Raw genomic sequence first — 19,960 nt, forward strand, 5'->3', positions numbered from 1 at the left:
TTATTTTATATTTTCGACACAATTACAGATCAAGTCCCAAATCCGACCACATATCATCGACTTTAGCTTTGACGTCTGCCTGCATTGTAATTGGTTCGCCCCACTCGCGGGTTGTTTCCCCAGCCCACTTGTTCGTTGCATCAAACCCCATCTTCGAGCCCAATCCTGACACTGGCGATGCAAAATCCAGATAGTCGATTGGTGTATTCTCTACCATCATCGTATCACGAGCCGGGTCCATTCGGGTAGTCATTGCCCAAATTACGTCCGTCCAGTCTCGCGTATTTATATCATCATCAACCACAATGACGAACTTAGTATACATAAATTGTCTTAAAAAAGACCAGACTCCCATCATTACCCTTTTGGCATGTCCTGGGTATTGCTTCTTCATACTCACCACCGCCATGCGGTATGAGCAGCCTTCTGGTGGCAGGTAAAAATCGACAATCTCCGGAAATTGCTTCTGTAAAATCGGTACGAATACCTCATTTAGCGCAACCCCGAGTATTGCAGGCTCATCCGGTGGACGGCCGGTGTAGGTACTGTGATAAATCGGATCAACACGATGTGTGATGCGCTCGACCGTAAAGACCGGAAAGCTATCCACTTCATTGTAGTAACCCGTGTGATCACCATACGGCCCTTCTGGCGCCATATCATCCGGATAAATAAATCCTTCCAATACAAACTCAGCCGATGCCGGCACCTGTAAATCATTTCCTAAACATTGCGCTAACTCAGTTCTCGAGCCCCGCAATAAACCGGCAAACGCATATTCCGATAAGGTATCCGGTACGGGTGTCACCGCACCTAAAATGGTTGCAGGATCAGCACCCAATGCCACGCTCACTGGAAATGGCTCGCCCGGATGCTCTTGCTGCCATTCCCTAAAATCTAATGCCCCACCACGATGTGATAACCAACGCATAATCAGACGGTTACGCCCTAATACTTGCTGGCGGTAGATCCCAAGATTTTGCCGCTTTTTATGCGGCCCTTTGGTAATCACCAAGCCCCAAGTTATCAATGGTGCCACATCACCGGGCCAACAATGCTGAACAGGAATTTTTCCAAGGTCAACTTGGTCGCCTTCTATCACCACAGCTTGGCAGGCTGGCTTACTGATTTTCTTAGGCGCCATGTCCAATACTTTGCGGTATTTTGGAATCAGATTGAGCGCATCCCGAAAGCCTTTTGGTGGCTCAGGCTCTTTCAGCATGGCGAGTAGTTGACCCACGCCACGCAAGGCTTCAACACTTTCTTCGCCCATTCCCATGGCAACCCGCTTAGGGGTACCAAACAAGTTGGTTAGCACTGGCGTGTTATAGCCTTTGGGGTTTTCAAATAACAATGCAGGCCCGCCAGCCCGCAGCACCCGATCAGAAATTTCAGTCATTTCCAAATGGGTATCGACCTCAGCCGCAATCCGTTTTAGCTCACCCTGCTTTTCCAGCTGTTCGATGAAGTCTCTGAGGTCCTTGTATTTCATGCTTATCCTTTATTTGAATTCGCCATAGAGAATCAGGCTGTGGTCAGCTAGCTCAAAGCCATATTCTTCTGCGATTTCACGCTGGCGTTGTTCGATAATGTCATCGTGAAACTCAACGATTTTGCCGCTTTTCAGGCAAACCATGTGATCGTGATGCTCGCCATTATCCAACTCAAACACGGCTTGGCCGCCTTCAAAGTTATGGCGAATCACCAAGCCAGCCGCTTCAAATTGCGTCAAAACCCGATACACAGTTGCTAATGCAATATTACTGTCACTGTCATTCAACAAGATGCGATAGACATCCTCAGCACTCATATGGCGCTCTTTTGAGGTCTCTAATATCTGCAAAATTCTGGTGCGTGGCAGCGTTACTTTAAGTCCCGCCAGTTTGATTTCGTTCGTACCCATGTTTGCTCCTGTCTCATCTTTATCAGTGTGCCCGAGACACCTGACCGATACAATTATCCTTACTCTATCGGTTTACTTATCTGCAAGCTCTCCAGTGCATTAAGCAGCTGGTCTATCTGTACTTCGCTGTGCCCCGCCGTAATCGTAATACGTAGCCGCGCTTCACCATCCGGCACCGTCGGTGGTCGAATAGCTGTTACTAAAATTCCTTGCTCCAGCAATTGCAGGCTATAGCGCATCGCCTGATCACTGCCACCCACCAATAATGGTTGAATGGGCGTGTCTGATGGCATTATTGGCAAACCCAACTGTGCAGCGCCCTGCTTAAATCGTTGAATCAGTGATTGTAACTGTTCCCGCCGCCAGGTTTCTTCCTGAATCACCTTTAAGCTGTAATGCGTTGCCGCTGCAACCGCAGGTGGCATGGCCGTGGTGAATATGTAAGTGCGCGCAGATTGTATCAGGTATTCAATCAGATCATCGTTTCCGGCAACAAATGCGCCAGCTGTGCCGATGGCTTTGCCAAGCGTGGCCATTAACACCGGTACTTGGTCGCTATTCAAGCCTTCTTGTTCGACTAAACCCGCACCATGCTTTCCGAGTACGCCAAAGCCGTGTGCATCATCCACCATCAACCAACCTTGATGCTGCTGAGTGAGTGTAGCTAACTCAGTTAACGGCGCACAATCGCCATCCATACTAAACACGCCATCAGTGACAACTAACTTATTCTCAGCCTCGCTTTTCGCCATACGCCTGGATAGATCAGCGATATCGTTATGCCGGTAGCGCCACATAGTCGCATCGCTTAAGCGGCCACCATCAATTAACGAAGCATGATTTAAGCGATCCTGAAAGATGACGTCGCCTTTCTCGGTCAGTGCATTAATAACGCCTAGATTGGCCATGTAACCGGTTGAGAACAGCAAAGCTCGCTGCCGGCCCGTGAACTCTGCTAACGCCTCTTCTAGTCGCTGATGCTCGATATGATGACCATTAACTAGATGGGCAGCACCACTACCAACGCCATACTTTTCTGCCGAGCATTGTAGTGCACCAACAATTCCGGGATGGTTGGCCAGCCCCAAATAATCATTACTGCAAAACGCTAATACTTGGCGGCCATCAATCTGCATCAACGGCTGCTGCGCTGACTCATTTAAGCGAGGCTTTCGATAAAGGTGCTGTTCCTGCTGACTTTGGAGGTAAGCACGCAGCTGTTCAGGATTATTTCTCATCGCCTCATTATACAAATAAAAAAGACACCCGAAGGTGCCTTTTACGCATTGTTGATGATCTAGTTTTTCTTGATCATAAAGACGGACTTACCATCTTCATCGCCACTACTGAGTAGCTCGTGACCGGTCTGATTACAGTAGGCTTCAAAATCTTTAGCTGCGCCCGGATCTGTAGCAATCACCTTAATGGTTTGACCTGCCTCCATGCCGTTCATGGCTTTCTTACAACGTAAAATTGGCAAAGGGCAATTTAAACCGGTGGCATCCAGTTCCTGATCGTACTCACTCATCGTCTTCTCCACTACATTAGTAAAATCTTATATTTATCACCACATCGGTAAAAAACAGGCTCGCCAGTAATGATGAATTCGGGTTGCCGTTAATACCAAACACTCTATATCATGCTATATATAATTGATTATCGCCAATTAATGGCATAATAGAACCAAATTTCGTAACCCTTTTTAGATAGCCGTTGCTGCGGCTTATGGCACTTTCTATGCAACTCGAATTTACAAAAATGCACGGCCTTGGTAATGACTTTGTTGTGATCAATGCTGTTACTCATCCCGTTACACTTAGTACTGAAATGGTTCGCCAAATTGCAGATCGCCATTTGGGTATTGGCTGCGATCAGTTGCTTATGGTTGAGCCTTCTCCTGTTGCAGATTGTGATTTTCGCTACCGAATTTTTAATGCGGACGGTGGCGAAGTAGAGCAATGCGGTAATGGTGCGCGTTGCTTTGCCCGCTTTGTAGTCGATCAGGGCTTAACTGATAAAACAGAAATTCCGGTGCTCACAGCCGGTGGCCGGATTGTGCTTAAGCTGGAAAGTGATAGGCAAGTTACCGTTGATATGGGCTTACCGATACTGGAGCCTGCGAAGATTCCCCTGAACCAAGACAGCCAGCAGACGACTTATCAAGCACGGCTTGCCGATCAGGATATTTCCTTTGCCGCCGTCTCAATGGGTAATCCGCACGCCGTAATGTTAGTTGATGATGTGGCTACTGCTTCAGTTACGGAGATTGGCCAAGCTTTTCAGGAAATGCCACTGTTTCCGCAGCAAGTGAATGCTGGGTTTATGCAGATTATCGACCGCAATCAAGTGCGCCTGAGAGTCTATGAGCGGGGCGCTGGGGAAACCATGGCCTGCGGGACCGGCGCTTGTGCGGCAATCGTGGCCGGCCGTCTCCAAGGCTTATTAGACACTCCGGTAACTGTTATACTGCCGGCTGGCAATTTGCTGATTCACTGGGCAGGTGAAAACACCCCTGTCATGATGACAGGCCCTGTCGCAACCGTATTCCATGGAACCATAACAATATGAATACTTCGGCTCAACCGGTACTTCCATCGACACTCAATGACGAGCTTGTCAGAGACTATTTGCAACAACACCCTGATTTTCTAATCGACCACAGCGACTTGCTGGAATCGCTAAAAGTTAGTCAGGGAGTTATCGGTGCGACGTCCATGTTGGAACGTCAGGCAACCGTATTACGGGATAAAAATAAGCACCTTGAACAACAGCTAGATGAGTTGATTCGTGCCGCACGCAGCAATGAGCAAATCATGAAGCGTTTGCAGCACCTAACATTGGAGTTGTTACGGGCCGATAACCTGGATGGATTACTCAGCACCACGCAGGATGTGTTGCGCGATGATTTCAACGCAGACTTTGTCGCTTTTCGACTGTTTCATGACAGTACAGAAGTCGACTTACCGGGCTTACATCACGTAAAAACATCCCATCCGATCATGAAAGAATTTGATGGTCTGTTCCGCACGCTTAAACCCGTTTGTGGCCCTTGCAAAGATACCCAGCTAAATTTTCTGTTTCGCGAAAATGGTCCACGGATCAAATCGGTTGCGCTGATTCCATTGCAAGGCAATCACAGTATTGGCTTACTGGCATTAGGTAGCCTGGAAGCCGAACGCTTTCACAAAGGCATGGGCACCGTATTTTTAAGTCTCCTCGGTGAGCTAATCGCAACAGCGATCGCACAACACATTGAGCACTGAGAACCCACTACAGGATTTTCTGGAGTACCTTCGCTATGAGCGTCGCTACTCCCCGCATACCTCAGAAAACTATGAGCGGGATTTGTTACAGTTTTCTGCATGGCTGGCAAAACAGGAAACACCTGTCGTATTAGATGCTGTGTTGGAATATCAGGTACGGCAATGGATTACCCAGCTACATCGCCAAGGAATCAGCTCTTCGACCATCCAACGCAAACTGTCATCGCTACGCAGTTATTACAACTACCGCATTAAGCACAAGTTGCAGAGCGTCAACCCAGCCATTGACATTCGTGCGCCCAAAGATACTAAGCACCTTCCTCAAACGCTGGATATTGAACAAGTCACCCAGTTACTGAACATTCAGGGCGATGACTTCATCAGTGTGCGCGACAAGGCCATTTTGGAGCTGTTCTATTCCTCCGGACTACGACTTGCGGAACTTGCCAGCTTGCAGATTGGCAGCGTGAATCTGGATGAAGCGAGCGTGATGGTTGTCGGTAAAGGAAACAAAGCGCGTCAGGTTCCAGTCGGCAGCCATGCCATTACCGCATTAAGGCACTGGTTAGACATGCGTGCGCAATATGCTGCCCAGCAAAGCAATGATCTATTTACCAGCAAACAAGGAAAGGGGATTGGTCACCGGAATATTCAATTGCGAATTAATCACTGGCAAAAGAAGCAAGGCATTCCGCAGAGTATTCATCCGCATAAGCTACGACATAGTTTTGCCTCTCATTTGCTGCAGTCATCCGGTGATTTAAGAGCCGTGCAGGAGTTTTTAGGGCACAGCGATATCAGCTCAACCCAGATCTATACACACCTTGATTATCAGCACTTAGCATCGGTGTATGATAAGGCGCATCCAAGAGCCCGAAAAAAGCCGGAAAAAGGCTAAAACTTCCTTATTTACCCTATATTTAGCGAAAAAAGCAGTTTGCATGAAAAGCCGCTCTCTGATAGAATTTCGCGTCTTTAGATTTATTCACCAAATTTTTGAGGATCTTCACTATGAAGGCCGGTATTCACCCAGATTACAGAGAAGTTGTGTTTCAAGACATGACTAGCGGATTCACTTTCCTGACACGTTCTACAGCTTCATCAAAAGAAACGATCACATGGGAAGACGGTAACGAGTACCCAGTTATTAAGCTGGATATCACTAGTGAATCACACCCTTTCTACACCGGTAAGCAGTCAGTAAATACTTCTGCAGGCCAGGTAGACAAGTTCAACAAGCGTTACGCACGATAATTACATCTTACGTTGCTTGTAGAAAAGGCACCTTAGGGTGCCTTTTTGTTGTCTGCGATTTGTGTTTGCCTAAGGCAAGCCTGAATTAGTTATTCAGGCTAATCGACTCTTCACGAAGCGGTGCTTCAAACTTCTTAACGAATAGAGTCATGTAATAACGATCCAGACCATTAGATGGGAAATCCAGGTTAGTCTGCTCCCCCGCTGGAGAAAGAAAGGTTTTCTCAAGAATGGTGACTTCCTGCTGATCAGTGCCCATATCTTTTCGTACAGACTCTTTGCCAATCTCTTGGTAACCAACTTTCTGTAATGCCTGATTCATCTGATCATAGCTAAACAGTATTTCACCGGTGTTTCTATTTTTTACCAGTACATCGGTAGTACAACCATCAACTTCTGGCGATACTGCGTAACTGATGCCGTCTACCTTCGTCTCGTAGACGCCAATGAAGCCTTTGGCTGGCTGGAAGCGCGAATCGCTGTCTAGCGCTGATACCAGGCTTTCACGAGAGGTAAATGTTTTCTCACAAAACTCACTGTGTAGCTTCATGAACATCGATAAGCCTTTGGCTGATCGAGGCTTCGCCTGCACTTCAACAGCAGCCGTTTTTACCGGCTCTTGGTGTTCGGCCTGACTAACTTTTGAGACATCCGCCGCCTCCTCTGAACCGCAACCGACCAGAGTAATTGAGAGTGCAGCAAACAATGCTGCTTTGGATAGAGTTGAGCCTTTCATCTGACTACCTTTATATTTGTTGTTATTGTTTTTATATTATTAATATAACGTTTGCGTGTTTCGCAAAACAAATAAACTTGGATAAAGTGGATTTTCTGCCCCTCCACGTTATCCAATGTTCTATTGTTTAGTATCCGGGTTCGTTATCCGGTTTCCACTTTATGCCACAACCTAATGAGGCTTTTTGCTCAGTTGGCGCAGGCAATTTATTCAGCAAGCTTTCAACCGCAAAGCGCATATCCGCACCACTTGCTTTAATGCCATTACCTGGGCGTGAATCATCATACTGCCCACGATAATATAAGTGATGATTAGCATCAAACAGGAAGAAGTCTGGCGTACATGCCGCTTGATAAGCTTTCGCGACCGCTTGAGTTTCATCAAACAGATAAGGATACGTGAGTCCGTACTCTTGTACTTCCTCAATCATTTTCTCCGGACTGTCATCGGGAAAACGCTCTACATCATTGGCATTAATCGCCACCACTGCCAACCCCTTCTGTTCAAAATGCTTCACAAATTCTGTGAAAGATTCCCGAAGGTTAATCACGAACGGGCAGTGATTGCAGGTAAACATGATCAATAAGGGCTTATCTGCAAAATCACTTAATGAGACGAGCTTACCGCTTAGCGGTTCGATCAGTGAAAAGTCCGGAGCCTTAGTCCCTAGCTCCAGCATGGTAGAGGGTGTTCTTGCCATGGTTTTAAATCCTACTGCGAAAGACGATCCCGCCAGTGTATGCACATTAGCGGGATCTCACAAGCCACCTGGAGTGGCGTTATCTTTGTTTATTATTTACCCATCAACAACAGTGCTGCATCTAACTGCGCCAACTGGATCGGGCGAGCCGTTTTAGTCGCTGCCTGAATCAATGGTGGCTTTGCTGGTGTTGTTTTAGCCTTTGGAGCAGGCTTTCCTATCAGGTACTTACTCGCCTCTACCAACTGCGCATAAGTCGCCGCACTGGTTTGTTGCTTCTTACGTACAGAAGCTGGTGGCGGTGTTTTTGCAAAGTGCTGCGCCGGATTAACCGTACGGTGCTTTGGTGTATATCGGTAATGCCCAGTCATTGGGAAGCTAAATAAAATATCTTCAATTTGTGGACCACGACCGATATTGTGCGAAATCATCAAACGATTTGGATCAGCTTTTGATGGCACATTGACGACCACACCGATGTGTGGAAACTGAGGACCAACCATCCAGGTTACCAGATCACCCGGCTTATAATCGCGCGGATTTTTAGAGCGTGGAAGCTCTGCTTTATGACGCTTAAAGAAAGCCTGTAAATTGTAAACTCTGCGATGATCAATGTTCGGATCAGGACGCTCAAGTCCCCACTTTGTTAAGTTAGGATAAGCATAGAAATCCGACTTAATGTCTTTATGAACTTCCTGCTGTAGATCGATTCCCAGCTTGCGGTAAGAGCGAATAACAACGTCTGTACAAACGCCAATCGACTTTGGTACATCACCCCAAGGGTAACCGATCTTCAAGTATTTACCGTCATAACGAACATTGTGACGAGTACGTTCAATTGCAGCATTTGATAAGGCATAACCAAATGATGAGTTTGGATCGATGCGTTGCACTCTGGATTTTTGAATCGCTTTTTGAATGCGTGGTTTTGCAGCTCGATTATTTGATGCCAGCATTGGACGAACCGTTGGTCTAACCACAGCAGCTCGTTTAATGACGGGAGCAGGTGCTGCACGTGTTGCAACTCTCACTGCTGGAGCACGTTTCGCAACGACTGTAGGAGCGCGCTTTATAACTCGTTTAACCGGAGCCTTGGCAACCACTCTTTTAGCAGGCGTTCTGAGAACTGCTCTTGGTGCTGGTGCCTTAGCAACCACGACTGGCTTAGCCTGAGTAGCTCCACCGAATGATGCTTGCTTAGCGGCTACATTTGTTTTTCCAAGTGCTGCAATCGCTAATTTTTTTTCTGCTGCTTGCTTACTACTTAATGTAGCGGATTTCGAGGTAGTGCTTACTGGATTGCTTTTTTTAGCACCTGCCACAAGGTTTTCTTCTTCAACCGGATTTCCTGAGCATGCCGACAAAACCACTGCGATTGCAGCGCACCCAGCAAAGCTACCAACTTGCCTGATTCTTTTCATTGTAATTTCCCTAGCGATTATTAGGTAGTTTTGAGGTACTGCTTACCCAATCACAAGCAGTACCACAACATCACTATCACTACCCCGGACTCCTCCCTGTCCTTTCCATTATGAACAGATTAGATATCCAAATTAGATACCGACAGTGCATTATTTTCTATAAACTCACGGCGAGGTTCTACCAAGTCTCCCATCAGTGTTGAGAACACTTCATCAGCTTGATAAGCGTCTTCGATGGTTACCTGAAGCATGCGACGTGAGGCGGGATCCATAGTGGTCTCCCAAAGTTGGCCCGGATTCATCTCCCCCAGACCCTTGTAGCGTTGAATATTTAATCCCCTTGAGGCTTCTTTCATGAGCCATTGCATCACACCATCAAAGCGCAATACTGGCTCTTTTTTCTCCCCACGCTCAATCCAGGACTCTTCGCTAAGTAAGCCTGCGAGATCTTGATTAAGTTTATTGAGGCGAATGATTTCATCATTTGCAAAGAGCGATTCACCGAACAGTATTGTTGTATCAACCCCATGCATGCGACGGACCAAATGAACGCACCAGCTGCCTTCTTCGGTTGTTTTCATCTCTGACTGATAGTGACGTGTTCCGTTAAATTTATGATTAAGGTCACTACAGACATTCGACATCCATGATTCAACAATAGCCTTATCCAACTGAGCAGAACCTGAATCAGTGAACACCATCGATTGTAATATTTCAAGATCGTAGCGTCTGGCCAATCGCTTAAGGCCATTCATTACATGCGTATAGTCTGCTGCTAAGCGACCTAAGCCCTCGCCTCTAATCGCTGGCGTATGCTCATCTGGATATAAAGCGGCATCTTCAAGCGCGATCTGTAATAGGTGCTGATCCAGCTCCTCATCATCTTTTACGTATTGCTCGCGCTTACCTTTTTTCAGCTTATACAGTGGTGGCTGAGCGATATAGATATGACCACGCAACACCAGCTCATGCATTTGACGATAGAAAAATGTGAGTAGCAAGGTACGGATGTGCGAGCCATCCACGTCGGCATCGGTCATGATAATGATGCGGTGATAACGTAATTTATCTGGATTGAATTCTTCCTTACCGATACCACAGCCCAGCGCTGTGATAAGCGTTCCCACTTCAGCAGATTGCAGCATTTTATCAAAACGGGCTTTTTCAACGTTTAGGATTTTACCCTTCAAAGGAAGGATTGCCTGAGTACGACGGTCACGTCCCTGCTTTGCAGAACCACCCGCCGAGTCTCCCTCCACCAGGTATATTTCAGAAAGCGCCGGATCTTTTTCCTGACAATCTGCCAACTTACCGGGAAGCCCTGCAATGTCTAACGCACCTTTTCGGCGAGTCATCTCACGTGCTTTACGAGCCGCTTCACGTGCGCGTGCTGCATCGATTACCTTGCCAGCAATGATCTTAGCTTCAGTTGGATTTTCCAGCATGAACTCACTTAAGCGCTCACTCATTGCTGACTCAACAATACCTCGAACCTCTGAGGAAACCAGCTTATCTTTTGTTTGAGATGAGAACTTAGGATCAGGTACTTTCACCGATAATACGGCTGTTAAACCTTCACGGGCATCATCCCCACCTGGGGTGATTTTTTCTTTTTTCAGCAGCCCTTCACGCTCTAAGTACTGATTGATAGTACGCGTCAGTGCCGCACGGAATCCCGCCAAATGCGTTCCACCATCGCGCTGTGGAATGTTATTAGTAAAGCAGTAAATGTTTTCCTGATAGGTATCATTCCACTGCAATGCCACTTCAACGCCTACATCATCTTTGCTGGTGCTGATATAAACCGTGTTAGGGTGAATCGCCGTTTTATTGCGATTAAGATGCTGAACGAAAGAACTGATACCACCTTCGTACTCAAAGATGATGGACTCGCCATCACCACGCTCATCCATCAAATTGATGCGGACGCCCGAGTTCAGGAAAGATAATTCCCGAAGGCGCTTGGCCAAAATATCGAAGTTAAATTCTGTAATTGCAAAGATTTCTTTGCTAGGCAGGAAGCGAATTTCAGTTCCGGTTTCTTCCGTCACTTCACCCATCTCAAGGCGATCTAAAGGATCACCTAAATGATATTCCTGGCGATACACATTGCCTTCGCGCTTGATGATCAGGTTCAGCTTATCTGAAAGCGCGTTTACAACCGAAACACCGACTCCGTGAAGACCACCGGATACTTTATAGGAGTTGTCATCAAATTTACCACCAGCATGCAGTACGGTCATAATAACCTCTGCAGCGGAAATCCCTTCGCCTTCATGGATATCTACTGGGATACCACGACCATCATCAGATACCGACACAGAGCCGTCAGTATGGATGATTACCTTGATTTCGGAGCAGTGCCCTGCAAGTGCTTCATCGATCGCGTTATCGACGACCTCGAAGACCATATGGTGTAAACCTGTACCATCATCGGTATCACCGATATACATTCCTGGGCGCTTGCGAACCGCCTCTAAGCCTTTAAGAACTTTAATATTGGAAGAATCGTAGGTTTTCGCGTCCGACATAGAAATATCCTTGTTTTATACTCTCAGGATTATACCACTTTGTCCCTTTTAGAACACGCTAAATGACTGTTTTCATAGCGTTGTAACCTTTCCCCGTTTCACGTGAAACATGCGATCAGTATCTAATAATGGGATCAATTCTGCTTGTGTAGTGGTCAGTAATAATTGCTGCTCAAGACCTCGCAAAGTGGTTAACAATGACTGCTTATTTTCACCATCCAATTCAGCAGCCAGGTCATCAATAGCGATAATCCCTTTGCGTAAATCATCAGGGTCAATACTTCGGCTTTGTGCCAGCAGCATGGCAATGGCAATTAATTTGAGTTGTCCACGAGAAGCACTCTGTTGGGCTAAATGACCATTGAATATAACTTGTAACTCCGCTCGATGAGAGCCCGATAATGTTCGTGCGGACTTGATATCCGTTTCTCGTTTTTGCTGGTAGAACGCTTTTTGAGACTCTGGCGACAAATCCATTCCCTGAGCGAATCCTGTGGTCAGCTCAATATCAAGCTTCTGCCCTTCCAACAACTGCTCACTTAATAAAGCAAGCTGAGGCTTTAAAACCTCCAAAGAATGTTGGCGGTAATTTTGAATAACTATCTGCGACTTGATTAACTCATCGGTCCAAATTGGTAGCGCAGATAAATAAGAAGAAACACGCAAACACAAATTACGCTGCTTCAGCACTCGCTGATAGTTCTGCCAGATCTTGTGAAATTCAGGGAATAAGTAAAAAGCAATCCAGTCAATAAATGCCCTGCGGATAGAAGGAGAACCAGTGATTAAATCGATGGAATTTGGATGAATAATCGTCACGGGTAAGTAACGACTGAGTGCAGCCTGAGAATTGATATCCTGTTGATTCACCCGGATACGAGTAGTGCTTTTGCTTTTTTGAATACCGATACGGTAGTGATGATCTTGCTCGGTACACACAGCACGAACTAACAAAGACTCTTCAGTACTACGAATAACATCAACAATTCGGGAGGAGCGAAAAGAGCGACCACGAGAGAGAATGGAGACGGCTTCAAGAATACTGGACTTTCCAGAGCCGTTGTCACCACAGATCAGATTGACCTGCGGTGACAAGCTTAATTCAGCGCTTTCAATAATTCGGCAATGACTAACTGAAAGCTGCTCAAGCAACATGTTGAGACGATTACAGACGAACCGGCATCACCACATAACGCACACCATCGTCATCATCGGATGACAACAAAGCACTAGCGGCAGAGCTAGTGAAATTGAAGTTAACCGTTTCACCGTCCAAATGATTGACCGCCTCTAAGAGGTAGTTAACGTTAAAACCAATCTCAAAGACTTCACCACTGTAGTTCACATCGATCTCTTCCTCCGCACTCTCCTGTTCTGGGTTATTCGACATAAGTGTCAGCAAACCATCAGTCAGGCGCAGACGAATTCCACGGAATTTTTCATTCGACAAAATAGCAACACGCGCTAAGGTGTCACGAAAGACCATACGGTCTAATTGGATTTTTAGCGTGGTGTTGGCAGGTACCGCTGCTTTGTAATCAGGGTACTTTCCATCGATTAGTTTTGATGTGAAACGGACATTATCTTTTTCAACACGAATATGGTTTTCACTAAGTTGAACCCGTACTGACACATCAGAACTGGATTCTAGGATACGCGACAATTCTAAAGCACCTTTACGCGGAACAATAATACCGACACGCTCTGCAATCGCAATTGACTCATCACGGCAATCAGCCAGTGCCAAACGATGACCATCGGTTGATACACTGGACACCATGCCGGTCGTGATATCGAGTAACAGACCATTCAAGTAGTAGCGCACATCTTGGTTTGCCATACAAAAAGCTGTTTTATCCAACAAACGCTTAAACTGACTTTCCATCAACACCAGTTCATTGCTTAATGGAATCTCATCCAACTCCGGGAAATCTTCAGCAGGCAATGTGGCCAATTCAAAACGGCTTCGTCCGCCCTTAATCAGTAAGCGTGAACTGTTTTCATCTTGCTCGACTAAAATAAAGGAGTCGGATGGCAACGCTTTGGTGATATCTAACAGTTTACGAGCGGGTGCAGTAACCGCCCCTTCCCTGTCAACCTGAATATTAATACTGGCACTTAACTCGATTTCAAGATCAGTACCAACCAGACGTAAACGTTCGTTCTCAACACTCAGCAGGACATTCTCAAGAATTTTAGTGGTATGCTTTTTTTCAACGGCACCCACAACATTGGCAAGCAGTTCTACAAGGGTGTCTCTGGCAACTGTAAATTTCATAGCGGTTTCATTATCCGTGTAGCAGCACAATTAGCTGCGCAAGGTTCTAGACAAAATTCGATGAGCCTCTTCAAGGCGACTATCCGATTGTAACAGCTCCCGTACTTTTCGACAGGCATGCAAAACGGTTGTGTGATCGCGTCCACCAAACTTCTCACCAATTTCCGGCAAACTGTGATTGGTCAATTCTTTGGCCAATGCCATGGCTAGCTGTCTTGGACGAGTAACGGTTCGGGTACGACTTTTAGAATCCAAATCCGAGATACGGATATTGAAATACTCGGCGACCAGTTTTTTGATGCTGTCGATGGTAACCATCTTATCCATCACGGCCAATTGATCACGCAGCGCATCCTGAACGAAGTCCATTGTGATATTGGTCGTATTGCGCAGTCGTAAAATCGCCAATACGCGAAGTAGTGCACCTTCCAAGTCACGAATATTGGAGCGGAAGCGACGTGCAATAAAGAAAGCCACATCATTTGGAATATCCAAACCAAGGTGCTCAACCTTTTTGCGCAAAATCGCGACACGTGTTTCAACATCGGGCGGCTCAACTTCTACCGACAGACCCCAGACCAATCTGGACTGCAAGCGATCATCAAGATTTTCAACCTCACGAGGTAAGCGGTCACCTGTCATGATAATTTGCTTCTGGCATTCCAACAACACGTTAAAGGTATGGAAAAACTCTTCCATACTTCGCGTTTTGTTGGCAAAAAATTGAATATCATCAATCAGTAATGCATCAGCCGAGCGGTAGTGGTTTTTAAATTCTTCAATTCGATTGTGACGCAAGGCCGCAACCATACCATTTACAAATCGCTCCGAATGCACATACACCACATTAGCAGCCGGATTGTGCGCCAATATATGATTACCAACAGCGTGCATCAAGTGAGTCTTACCCAACCCTACACCACCAAAAATAAACAATGGGTTGTAGGAAAAGCCTGGATTTTCACCCACCTGCATTGCAGAGGCGCGTGCTAGTTGATTGGACTTACCCTCAACAAAGTTATCAAAGGTCAGTGCAGGATTTAAGTTGTTAGCGAAAATCGTTTGATTGTCGACACTCGACAATCCGTTATTTTCAACAGGCCGGTGAACCGGTGGTGCTTGAGTAGGTTGGCTTGGCGGTCTGGGTGCAGGGTAGCGATCCGCTTGAATATGCGGCTCCGATGAGGACTGCAAACCGGAAGCATTCAATGACTCAGGCACGGGAACGGTGCTCACCACCCGCATCACAGGTTCAGCGCTACCAATTTGTAGTCGCACCTGAAAGTTTTCATTGGCTTTGATTTTACGAACAATTGAAACAATCCGATCCAGAAAATAGGTCTGAACGTGCTTCATGACGTAGTCATTGGGCGCCAGCAACAGCAAAATCTCATCATGCTCTTGGCCATGCAACGTTCGCAACCAGGTATTGAGGTCATGATCGAGTAAATCGTTTTCCAACATTTTGAGGCAATCAGACCAAAGCATAAGACGGACACTTTTCGCAGTAATGAGTTATCAAGCAGGGCGAGTAAGTTTACTAGAAACCTGTTTTTATCCACAACTAAATTATTTTTATTTTTTTACTTAGTGTGAAATAAAACCATAAGTGATTGTTTAATAAAAACAAATCACACTCATCAACAAGCCAAGGCAGCACGCTGCTTATTTTTTAATCTATTTTTATTCACAAAATTATTTTTCCCTACTGTTAATCAGAAATATATTAAGCAGATCAATGGATTGGAGTGGAAAGCCAGATCCAGAAATGCCCAACTGATGACGGACGAATTCCATGTATAAGCTAGTGAATCCCAGACAGAACAACAACTGAATACTTTGTGGATAACTATCAACCATATACTTATCCACATTTCTCTCACATCTTATCATTCAGATAAACAGCGTTCATACAGAAGAGTAGTGATTGCTAAGTCTCTGTAACAAAATGCAAAATATCAGTCATCCACAAAAATGACGCTGCATTATTATTGTTATTAGCTTTTAATATAAAAGATACTAACTACAATCATAAGCACCTTGGTCAGCCTCTCAGGAAACCAAAAGCGTTTTGAAATAAAATATATTTGACATTTGGATTGCATTGCATTATTTTCTTCGCCCTTCCCGCTACACTGACGAAAATTTTCAGTGTGCAAAGCTAAATAACGTTGATTGTAGGTCTACTACCATGAAAAGAACATTCCAACCCAGCAACCTGAAGCGTGCACGCACCCATGGTTTTCGTCAGCGCATGAGCACAACTGGCGGACGTAAAGTCATAAAAGCACGTCGTGCCAAAGGCCGCGCATTGCTTTGTCCTTAATTTCCGGATCCGGACTGAGTGTTTACTAACTCAGTCCCTTCCCGGAGGTTAACAATGACAGGGCAAGCATTTAGCAGACAGTACCGACTGACCAAAGCCGAAGAGTACCAATACGTTTTCGACAATGCGCGGCGGTTTGGTAATCCTGCGTTTACCCTGTTAGTTAGACCCAATAACCTCGGATACCCCAGGTTAGGCTTAGCTATAAGCAAAAAAAACGTCAAGTTAGCAGTTAATCGCAACCGTATTAAGCGATTGATTCGCGAAAGCTTTCGACATCAGTTATCTGAACTCCCCTCTGTTGACATCATTGCCATGTGTCGTACCGGCGCGGTAGTATTACCTAGCGCTGAAATTCTCAAGCAACTGGACTCTCAGTGGCACTACATGCGCAAGAAACTGGATACCCACTCAACGACAGATAGATCATCCTAAGGATAATCCATGGAACAACAACGCCCCCTTCTTTACCTGATGCTGGCCTTCATCGCCTTTATGATTTGGTCCAGCTGGCAAGAAAGAAATGCCCCACCTGTAAGCTCTGCCCCAACGACGCAAGTAACCACAGCCGGTAATGTCGCCAATCAAGCTGATGTCCCACAGTCTCCTAATTTGACTTCTGCATCTGTTGCTGGTGTACCGACGACGAATGCGGTCACGGGTAAAAATATCCGTGTTAAAACAGATGTATTGGATTTGCAGATCAGCTTAACTGGTGGAACAGTACTTCAAGCAGACTTGTTGACTTACCCTGTCAGCTTGGACGAGCCTGAAAACCCTGTACGGGTACTGGATGTTGCTAAAACTTATGCAGCGCAGTCTGGCTTAGTTGCAAGCGAAGGGGACCCTAAACTGGCACCTAATCACTATGCAGAGTTCTCTACTGAAAAAAGTGAGTACATCTTAGAAGGTGATACGCTGGAAGTACCATTGGTATGGCGTGGTGAGAACGGCTTAACGGTTACCAAAACATTTACCTTCAAACGGGGTAAGTTCTTGGTTGATGTCCAGCAAACACTGAATAACCAATCTGGTAATGCCTGGAATGGAATTGAATATCATCAAATAACGCATGGTACTCCAGAGAGTCAGGGCATAGGTTTGGGTACAGTTTCCTATGTTGGTGGTGCGTATTATGATGATAAGTACGTAAAAGTTGATTTTGGTGATATTGAAAGCGAAAATCTTAAAAAGCAGATCAAAGGTGGCTGGGCCGCCATGCTCGAGCATTATTTTATTAGTGCTTGGATTCCTGGTCCTGATTCATTAAACACCTATGAAACACTGTTCATCCCAGAGCGTAGCAGTCACATATTGCGTGTGAGCTCTCCATCATTGTCTGTTCCAGACGGTAAAGCAGGTATTTTCAAGAGTCAGTTTTACGTTGGCCCTAAGATTCAGAAAAATCTGGAAGCCATGTCACCAGGTCTGGATCTGACTGTGGATTATGGTATTTTCAGCTTTGTTTCTAAGCCTATTTTCTGGATTATGAATCGCATTCAATCAGTCGTTTCCAACTGGGGTTGGACGATTATTCTGATGACGATTTTGATCAAGTTATTCTTTTTCTGGCCTTCAGCGATCAGCTATCGCTCAATGGCGAAAATGAAGAAACTGGGCCCCAAGATCAAAGAAATCAACGAAAAGCATAAAGCTGATCCTCAAGCGAAGCAAAAGGCAACAATGGACTTTTACCGTAAGGAAAAGATCAATCCATTGGGTGGTTGTTTGCCAATCCTGATTCAGATGCCTGTGTTTATGGGGCTGTACTGGGTGCTGCTTGAGAGTGTGGAATTACGTCAAGCACCTTGGATTATGTGGTTTAAAGATCTGTCGGTTATGGATCCATACTACGTACTTCCACTGTTAATGGGTGCAAGTATGTACATTCAGCAACGCCTGAATCCGCCACAAATGACAGATCCTATGCAGCAGAAGATCTTCCAGTTCTTACCGGTTGTATTCACTGTAATGTTCTTGTTCTTCCCTGCTGGTCTTGTACTGTACTGGGTTGTGAACAACGTTCTGTCTATTGCTCAGCAGTATGTGATTACCAAACGAATTGTGGGTGATGATGCCCCCGTTCTGAGTTAACTATTAGGTAACAACCATGCTTCAAAACGACACCATCGCGGCCATCGCTACCCCGGCAGGTCGCGGTGGTGTTGGCATTATCCGCCTCTCAGGCCCACGTGTTCAGCACATTGCAGAGCAGATGCTGGGTCAACTCACAAAACCTCATCGTGCTGCACACCGACAATTTCTTGGAAATGATGGGCGTGTGTTGGATGACGGTGTTGCTATTTATTTCCCCGGACCTCACTCCTTTACTGGCGAAGACGTGCTTGAGTTACAAGGACACGGCGGCAAAATTGTCTTGGATATGTTGCTGCAGGCTTGCTTACAGTTTGGGGCCCGTTTAGCCCGCCCTGGTGAGTTTTCAGAACGCGCATTTCTAAATGACAAGTTGGACCTGGCTCAAGCCGAAGCCATTGCCGACTTGATTGATAGCAGTAGTGAACAAGCAGCACGCTCTGCACTGCGCTCCCTTCAAGGTGACTTCTCGGCTGCGATCAACTCCCTACTCACTCAAATCACTGAGCTTCGAATGTATGTCGAGGCAGCTCTGGATTTTCCGGAAGAAGAGATAGATTTCCTCGCTGATCAACGAGTCTTAGATAGGCTCAGCAATATTCAACAGCAGCTAAAAACCATCTTCGATAAAGCTCGTCAAGGCAGCCTATTGCGCGAAGGTATGCAGCTAGTAATTGTTGGCAAACCCAATGCGGGTAAGTCTAGTTTGCTCAATGCTTTAGCCGGTCAAGATACTGCCATTGTCACCGAGTACGCAGGTACTACCCGTGATGTGCTTCGTGAGTCAATTAACTTAGATGGCATGCCTTTGCATGTGATTGATACGGCAGGCTTGCGAGATAGTGATGACCCCGTGGAACAAATCGGTATTCAGCGTGCTTGGCAAGCAGTCGAAAAAGCAGATCTGATTTTGTTTTTAGTGGATGATACTGAAGCGGCTGATCAGAGCCATCATAGTCTGTTGGAAAGAATGCCCTCGCACCTACCTCGAATTACAGTACACAATAAGATCGATAAGAGCGGTCATGCTGTTGGACAGCATGGCGAACATCTTTATATCTCAGCTAAAGAGCAAATCGGAATTGATAACCTACGTGAGGCGTTGAAACAGCGTATGGGCTATCAGGCTGATAGTGAAGATCTGTTTATCGCAAGGCGTCGACATCTACAAGCATTAGAGGATACGCAGCAGGCAGTTGATCGTGCCTCCGAGCAGCTACAAACATTTAATGCTGGCGAGTTAATGGCGGAAGAGCTTCGCTTGGCGCAAGACTCATTAGGACAGATTACAGGTCGATTTACTCCAGATGATTTGCTTGGGGAAATCTTTAGTTCGTTCTGTATTGGTAAGTAGTTCCACGTGAAACATTGCATGTTTCAGGAATAAAAAATCGTAAGAAATATTTCTAAAAGGCATTACACTGTCAAAGTGCGATGCCTTTTTTATTGGGCTA

Annotated in this window: 19 protein-coding genes; 8 read left to right on the forward strand and 11 right to left on the reverse strand. The window is 45.8% G+C overall.

Annotated features, from left to right (window positions below):
• Window positions 1-22 precede the first annotated feature (22 nt).
• The 4 genes from ubiD to LEUMU_RS0117705 are packed head-to-tail and all read right to left on the reverse strand — an operon-like array spanning window position 23 to window position 3,431.
• A complete protein-coding gene (ubiD, locus tag LEUMU_RS0117690; protein WP_022953633.1) occupies window positions 23-1,492 on the reverse strand; it encodes a 4-hydroxy-3-polyprenylbenzoate decarboxylase in 1,470 nt (489 codons plus the stop codon).
• A 9-nt stretch (window positions 1,493-1,501) separates the two neighbouring features.
• Window positions 1,502-1,903: a ferric iron uptake transcriptional regulator gene (fur, locus tag LEUMU_RS0117695; protein WP_022953634.1), complete on the reverse strand. Its 402-nt coding sequence runs from the start codon at window positions 1,901-1,903 to the stop codon at window positions 1,502-1,504.
• 59 nt (window positions 1,904-1,962) lie between these two features.
• On the reverse strand, window positions 1,963-3,141 hold the full coding sequence (bioF, locus tag LEUMU_RS0117700) for an 8-amino-7-oxononanoate synthase (RefSeq protein WP_022953635.1): 1,179 nt from the start codon (window positions 3,139-3,141) through the stop codon (window positions 1,963-1,965).
• Between the two features lie 59 nt (window positions 3,142-3,200).
• On the reverse strand, window positions 3,201-3,431 hold the full coding sequence (locus tag LEUMU_RS0117705) for a sulfurtransferase TusA family protein (RefSeq protein ID WP_022953636.1): 231 nt from the start codon (window positions 3,429-3,431) through the stop codon (window positions 3,201-3,203).
• Between the two features lie 209 nt (window positions 3,432-3,640).
• Between LEUMU_RS0117705 and dapF the strand changes: the two genes are divergently transcribed.
• The 4 genes from dapF to LEUMU_RS0117725 all read left to right on the forward strand — a co-directional run bounded on the left by dapF (window position 3,641) and on the right by LEUMU_RS0117725 (window position 6,420).
• The gene (dapF, locus tag LEUMU_RS0117710; RefSeq protein WP_022953637.1) at window positions 3,641-4,471 is read left to right on the forward strand and encodes a diaminopimelate epimerase; all 831 of its coding nucleotides are present in this window, start codon (window positions 3,641-3,643) and stop codon (window positions 4,469-4,471) included.
• The gene (locus tag LEUMU_RS0117715; protein ID WP_022953638.1) at window positions 4,468-5,166 is read left to right on the forward strand and encodes a DUF484 family protein; all 699 of its coding nucleotides are present in this window, start codon (window positions 4,468-4,470) and stop codon (window positions 5,164-5,166) included. Before dapF ends, LEUMU_RS0117715 begins: the two co-directional genes overlap by 4 nt.
• Window positions 5,156-6,064, forward strand: a complete 909-nt coding sequence (gene xerC / locus LEUMU_RS0117720) for a tyrosine recombinase XerC (protein WP_022953639.1) — start codon at window positions 5,156-5,158, stop codon at window positions 6,062-6,064. The genes LEUMU_RS0117715 and xerC overlap by 11 nt, the downstream gene beginning before the upstream one ends.
• A 113-nt stretch (window positions 6,065-6,177) precedes the next feature.
• Window positions 6,178-6,420: a type B 50S ribosomal protein L31 gene (locus LEUMU_RS0117725; protein ID WP_022953640.1), complete on the forward strand. Its 243-nt coding sequence runs from the start codon at window positions 6,178-6,180 to the stop codon at window positions 6,418-6,420.
• A gap of 85 nt (window positions 6,421-6,505) precedes the next feature.
• On the opposite strand, the gene LEUMU_RS0117730 is transcribed toward LEUMU_RS0117725, so the two are convergent.
• The 7 genes from LEUMU_RS0117730 to dnaA all read right to left on the reverse strand — a co-directional run bounded on the left by LEUMU_RS0117730 (window position 6,506) and on the right by dnaA (window position 15,574).
• Complete coding sequence (locus LEUMU_RS0117730; RefSeq protein ID WP_022953641.1) at window positions 6,506-7,156, reverse strand: hypothetical protein; 651 nt, start codon at window positions 7,154-7,156, stop codon at window positions 6,506-6,508.
• 127 nt (window positions 7,157-7,283) lie between these two features.
• Window positions 7,284-7,856 carry a thioredoxin family protein gene (locus LEUMU_RS0117735; protein ID WP_022953642.1) on the reverse strand — a complete coding sequence of 191 codons (573 nt, stop codon included), beginning with the start codon at window positions 7,854-7,856 and terminating at the stop codon, window positions 7,284-7,286.
• A 92-nt stretch (window positions 7,857-7,948) separates the two neighbouring features.
• Complete coding sequence (locus tag LEUMU_RS26680; protein ID WP_022953643.1) at window positions 7,949-9,277, reverse strand: DUF1287 domain-containing protein; 1,329 nt, start codon at window positions 9,275-9,277, stop codon at window positions 7,949-7,951.
• Window positions 9,278-9,396: 119 nt separating this feature from the next.
• Entirely contained in the window at window positions 9,397-11,808 is a 2,412-nt protein-coding gene (gene gyrB / locus LEUMU_RS0117745) for a DNA topoisomerase (ATP-hydrolyzing) subunit B (RefSeq protein ID WP_022953644.1), read from the reverse strand.
• Window positions 11,809-11,880: 72 nt separating this feature from the next.
• On the reverse strand, window positions 11,881-12,963 hold the full coding sequence (gene recF, locus LEUMU_RS0117750) for a DNA replication/repair protein RecF (protein WP_022953645.1): 1,083 nt from the start codon (window positions 12,961-12,963) through the stop codon (window positions 11,881-11,883).
• A 10-nt stretch (window positions 12,964-12,973) separates the two neighbouring features.
• Window positions 12,974-14,086: a DNA polymerase III subunit beta gene (dnaN, locus tag LEUMU_RS0117755; protein ID WP_022953646.1), complete on the reverse strand. Its 1,113-nt coding sequence runs from the start codon at window positions 14,084-14,086 to the stop codon at window positions 12,974-12,976.
• 30 nt (window positions 14,087-14,116) lie between these two features.
• Entirely contained in the window at window positions 14,117-15,574 is a 1,458-nt protein-coding gene (gene dnaA, locus LEUMU_RS0117760; RefSeq protein WP_026744890.1) for a chromosomal replication initiator protein DnaA, read from the reverse strand.
• Window positions 15,575-16,277: 703 nt separating this feature from the next.
• On the opposite strand from dnaA, the gene rpmH reads away from it, so the two are divergent.
• The 4 genes from rpmH to mnmE are packed head-to-tail and all read left to right on the forward strand — an operon-like array spanning window position 16,278 to window position 19,860.
• On the forward strand, window positions 16,278-16,412 hold the full coding sequence (gene rpmH, locus LEUMU_RS28615; protein ID WP_084708129.1) for a 50S ribosomal protein L34: 135 nt from the start codon (window positions 16,278-16,280) through the stop codon (window positions 16,410-16,412).
• 54 nt (window positions 16,413-16,466) lie between these two features.
• Window positions 16,467-16,847 carry a ribonuclease P protein component gene (rnpA, locus tag LEUMU_RS26685; RefSeq protein ID WP_022953648.1) on the forward strand — a complete coding sequence of 127 codons (381 nt, stop codon included), beginning with the start codon at window positions 16,467-16,469 and terminating at the stop codon, window positions 16,845-16,847.
• 9 nt (window positions 16,848-16,856) lie between these two features.
• Window positions 16,857-18,506 (forward strand): membrane protein insertase YidC, encoded by a 1,650-nt coding sequence (gene yidC, locus LEUMU_RS0117770; RefSeq protein ID WP_022953649.1) that lies wholly within the window; start codon window positions 16,857-16,859, stop codon window positions 18,504-18,506.
• Window positions 18,507-18,522: 16 nt separating this feature from the next.
• Window positions 18,523-19,860 carry a tRNA uridine-5-carboxymethylaminomethyl(34) synthesis GTPase MnmE gene (mnmE, locus tag LEUMU_RS0117775; RefSeq protein ID WP_022953650.1) on the forward strand — a complete coding sequence of 446 codons (1,338 nt, stop codon included), beginning with the start codon at window positions 18,523-18,525 and terminating at the stop codon, window positions 19,858-19,860.
• Window positions 19,861-19,960: the final 100 nt, after the last annotated feature.

It is taken from the genome of Leucothrix mucor DSM 2157 (assembly GCF_000419525.1).
Lineage (GTDB): Bacteria > Pseudomonadota > Gammaproteobacteria > Thiotrichales > Thiotrichaceae > Leucothrix > Leucothrix mucor.

What these genes read in the sequence shown, in the direction of transcription:
- ubiD (WP_022953633.1), bottom strand. Translation starts at nt 1,492, where the DNA reads ATGAAATACAAGGACCTCAGAGACTTCATCGAACAGCTGGAAAAGCAG.
- fur (WP_022953634.1), bottom strand. Translation starts at nt 1,903, where the DNA reads ATGGGTACGAACGAAATCAAACTGGCGGGACTTAAAGTAACGCTGCCA.
- bioF (WP_022953635.1), bottom strand. Translation starts at nt 3,141, where the DNA reads ATGAGAAATAATCCTGAACAGCTGCGTGCTTACCTCCAAAGTCAGCAG.
- LEUMU_RS0117705 (WP_022953636.1), bottom strand. Translation starts at nt 3,431, where the DNA reads ATGAGTGAGTACGATCAGGAACTGGATGCCACCGGTTTAAATTGCCCT.
- dapF (WP_022953637.1), top strand. Translation starts at nt 3,641, where the DNA reads ATGCAACTCGAATTTACAAAAATGCACGGCCTTGGTAATGACTTTGTT.
- LEUMU_RS0117715 (WP_022953638.1), top strand. Translation starts at nt 4,468, where the DNA reads ATGAATACTTCGGCTCAACCGGTACTTCCATCGACACTCAATGACGAG.
- LEUMU_RS0117725 (WP_022953640.1), top strand. Translation starts at nt 6,178, where the DNA reads ATGAAGGCCGGTATTCACCCAGATTACAGAGAAGTTGTGTTTCAAGAC.
- LEUMU_RS0117730 (WP_022953641.1), bottom strand. Translation starts at nt 7,156, where the DNA reads ATGAAAGGCTCAACTCTATCCAAAGCAGCATTGTTTGCTGCACTCTCA.
- LEUMU_RS0117735 (WP_022953642.1), bottom strand. Translation starts at nt 7,856, where the DNA reads ATGGCAAGAACACCCTCTACCATGCTGGAGCTAGGGACTAAGGCTCCG.
- LEUMU_RS26680 (WP_022953643.1), bottom strand. Translation starts at nt 9,277, where the DNA reads ATGAAAAGAATCAGGCAAGTTGGTAGCTTTGCTGGGTGCGCTGCAATC.
- gyrB (WP_022953644.1), bottom strand. Translation starts at nt 11,808, where the DNA reads ATGTCGGACGCGAAAACCTACGATTCTTCCAATATTAAAGTTCTTAAA.
- recF (WP_022953645.1), bottom strand. Translation starts at nt 12,963, where the DNA reads ATGTTGCTTGAGCAGCTTTCAGTTAGTCATTGCCGAATTATTGAAAGC.
- dnaN (WP_022953646.1), bottom strand. Translation starts at nt 14,086, where the DNA reads ATGAAATTTACAGTTGCCAGAGACACCCTTGTAGAACTGCTTGCCAAT.
- dnaA (WP_026744890.1), bottom strand. Translation starts at nt 15,574, where the DNA reads ATGCTTTGGTCTGATTGCCTCAAAATGTTGGAAAACGATTTACTCGAT.
- rpmH (WP_084708129.1), top strand. Translation starts at nt 16,278, where the DNA reads ATGAAAAGAACATTCCAACCCAGCAACCTGAAGCGTGCACGCACCCAT.
- rnpA (WP_022953648.1), top strand. Translation starts at nt 16,467, where the DNA reads ATGACAGGGCAAGCATTTAGCAGACAGTACCGACTGACCAAAGCCGAA.
- yidC (WP_022953649.1), top strand. Translation starts at nt 16,857, where the DNA reads ATGGAACAACAACGCCCCCTTCTTTACCTGATGCTGGCCTTCATCGCC.
- mnmE (WP_022953650.1), top strand. Translation starts at nt 18,523, where the DNA reads ATGCTTCAAAACGACACCATCGCGGCCATCGCTACCCCGGCAGGTCGC.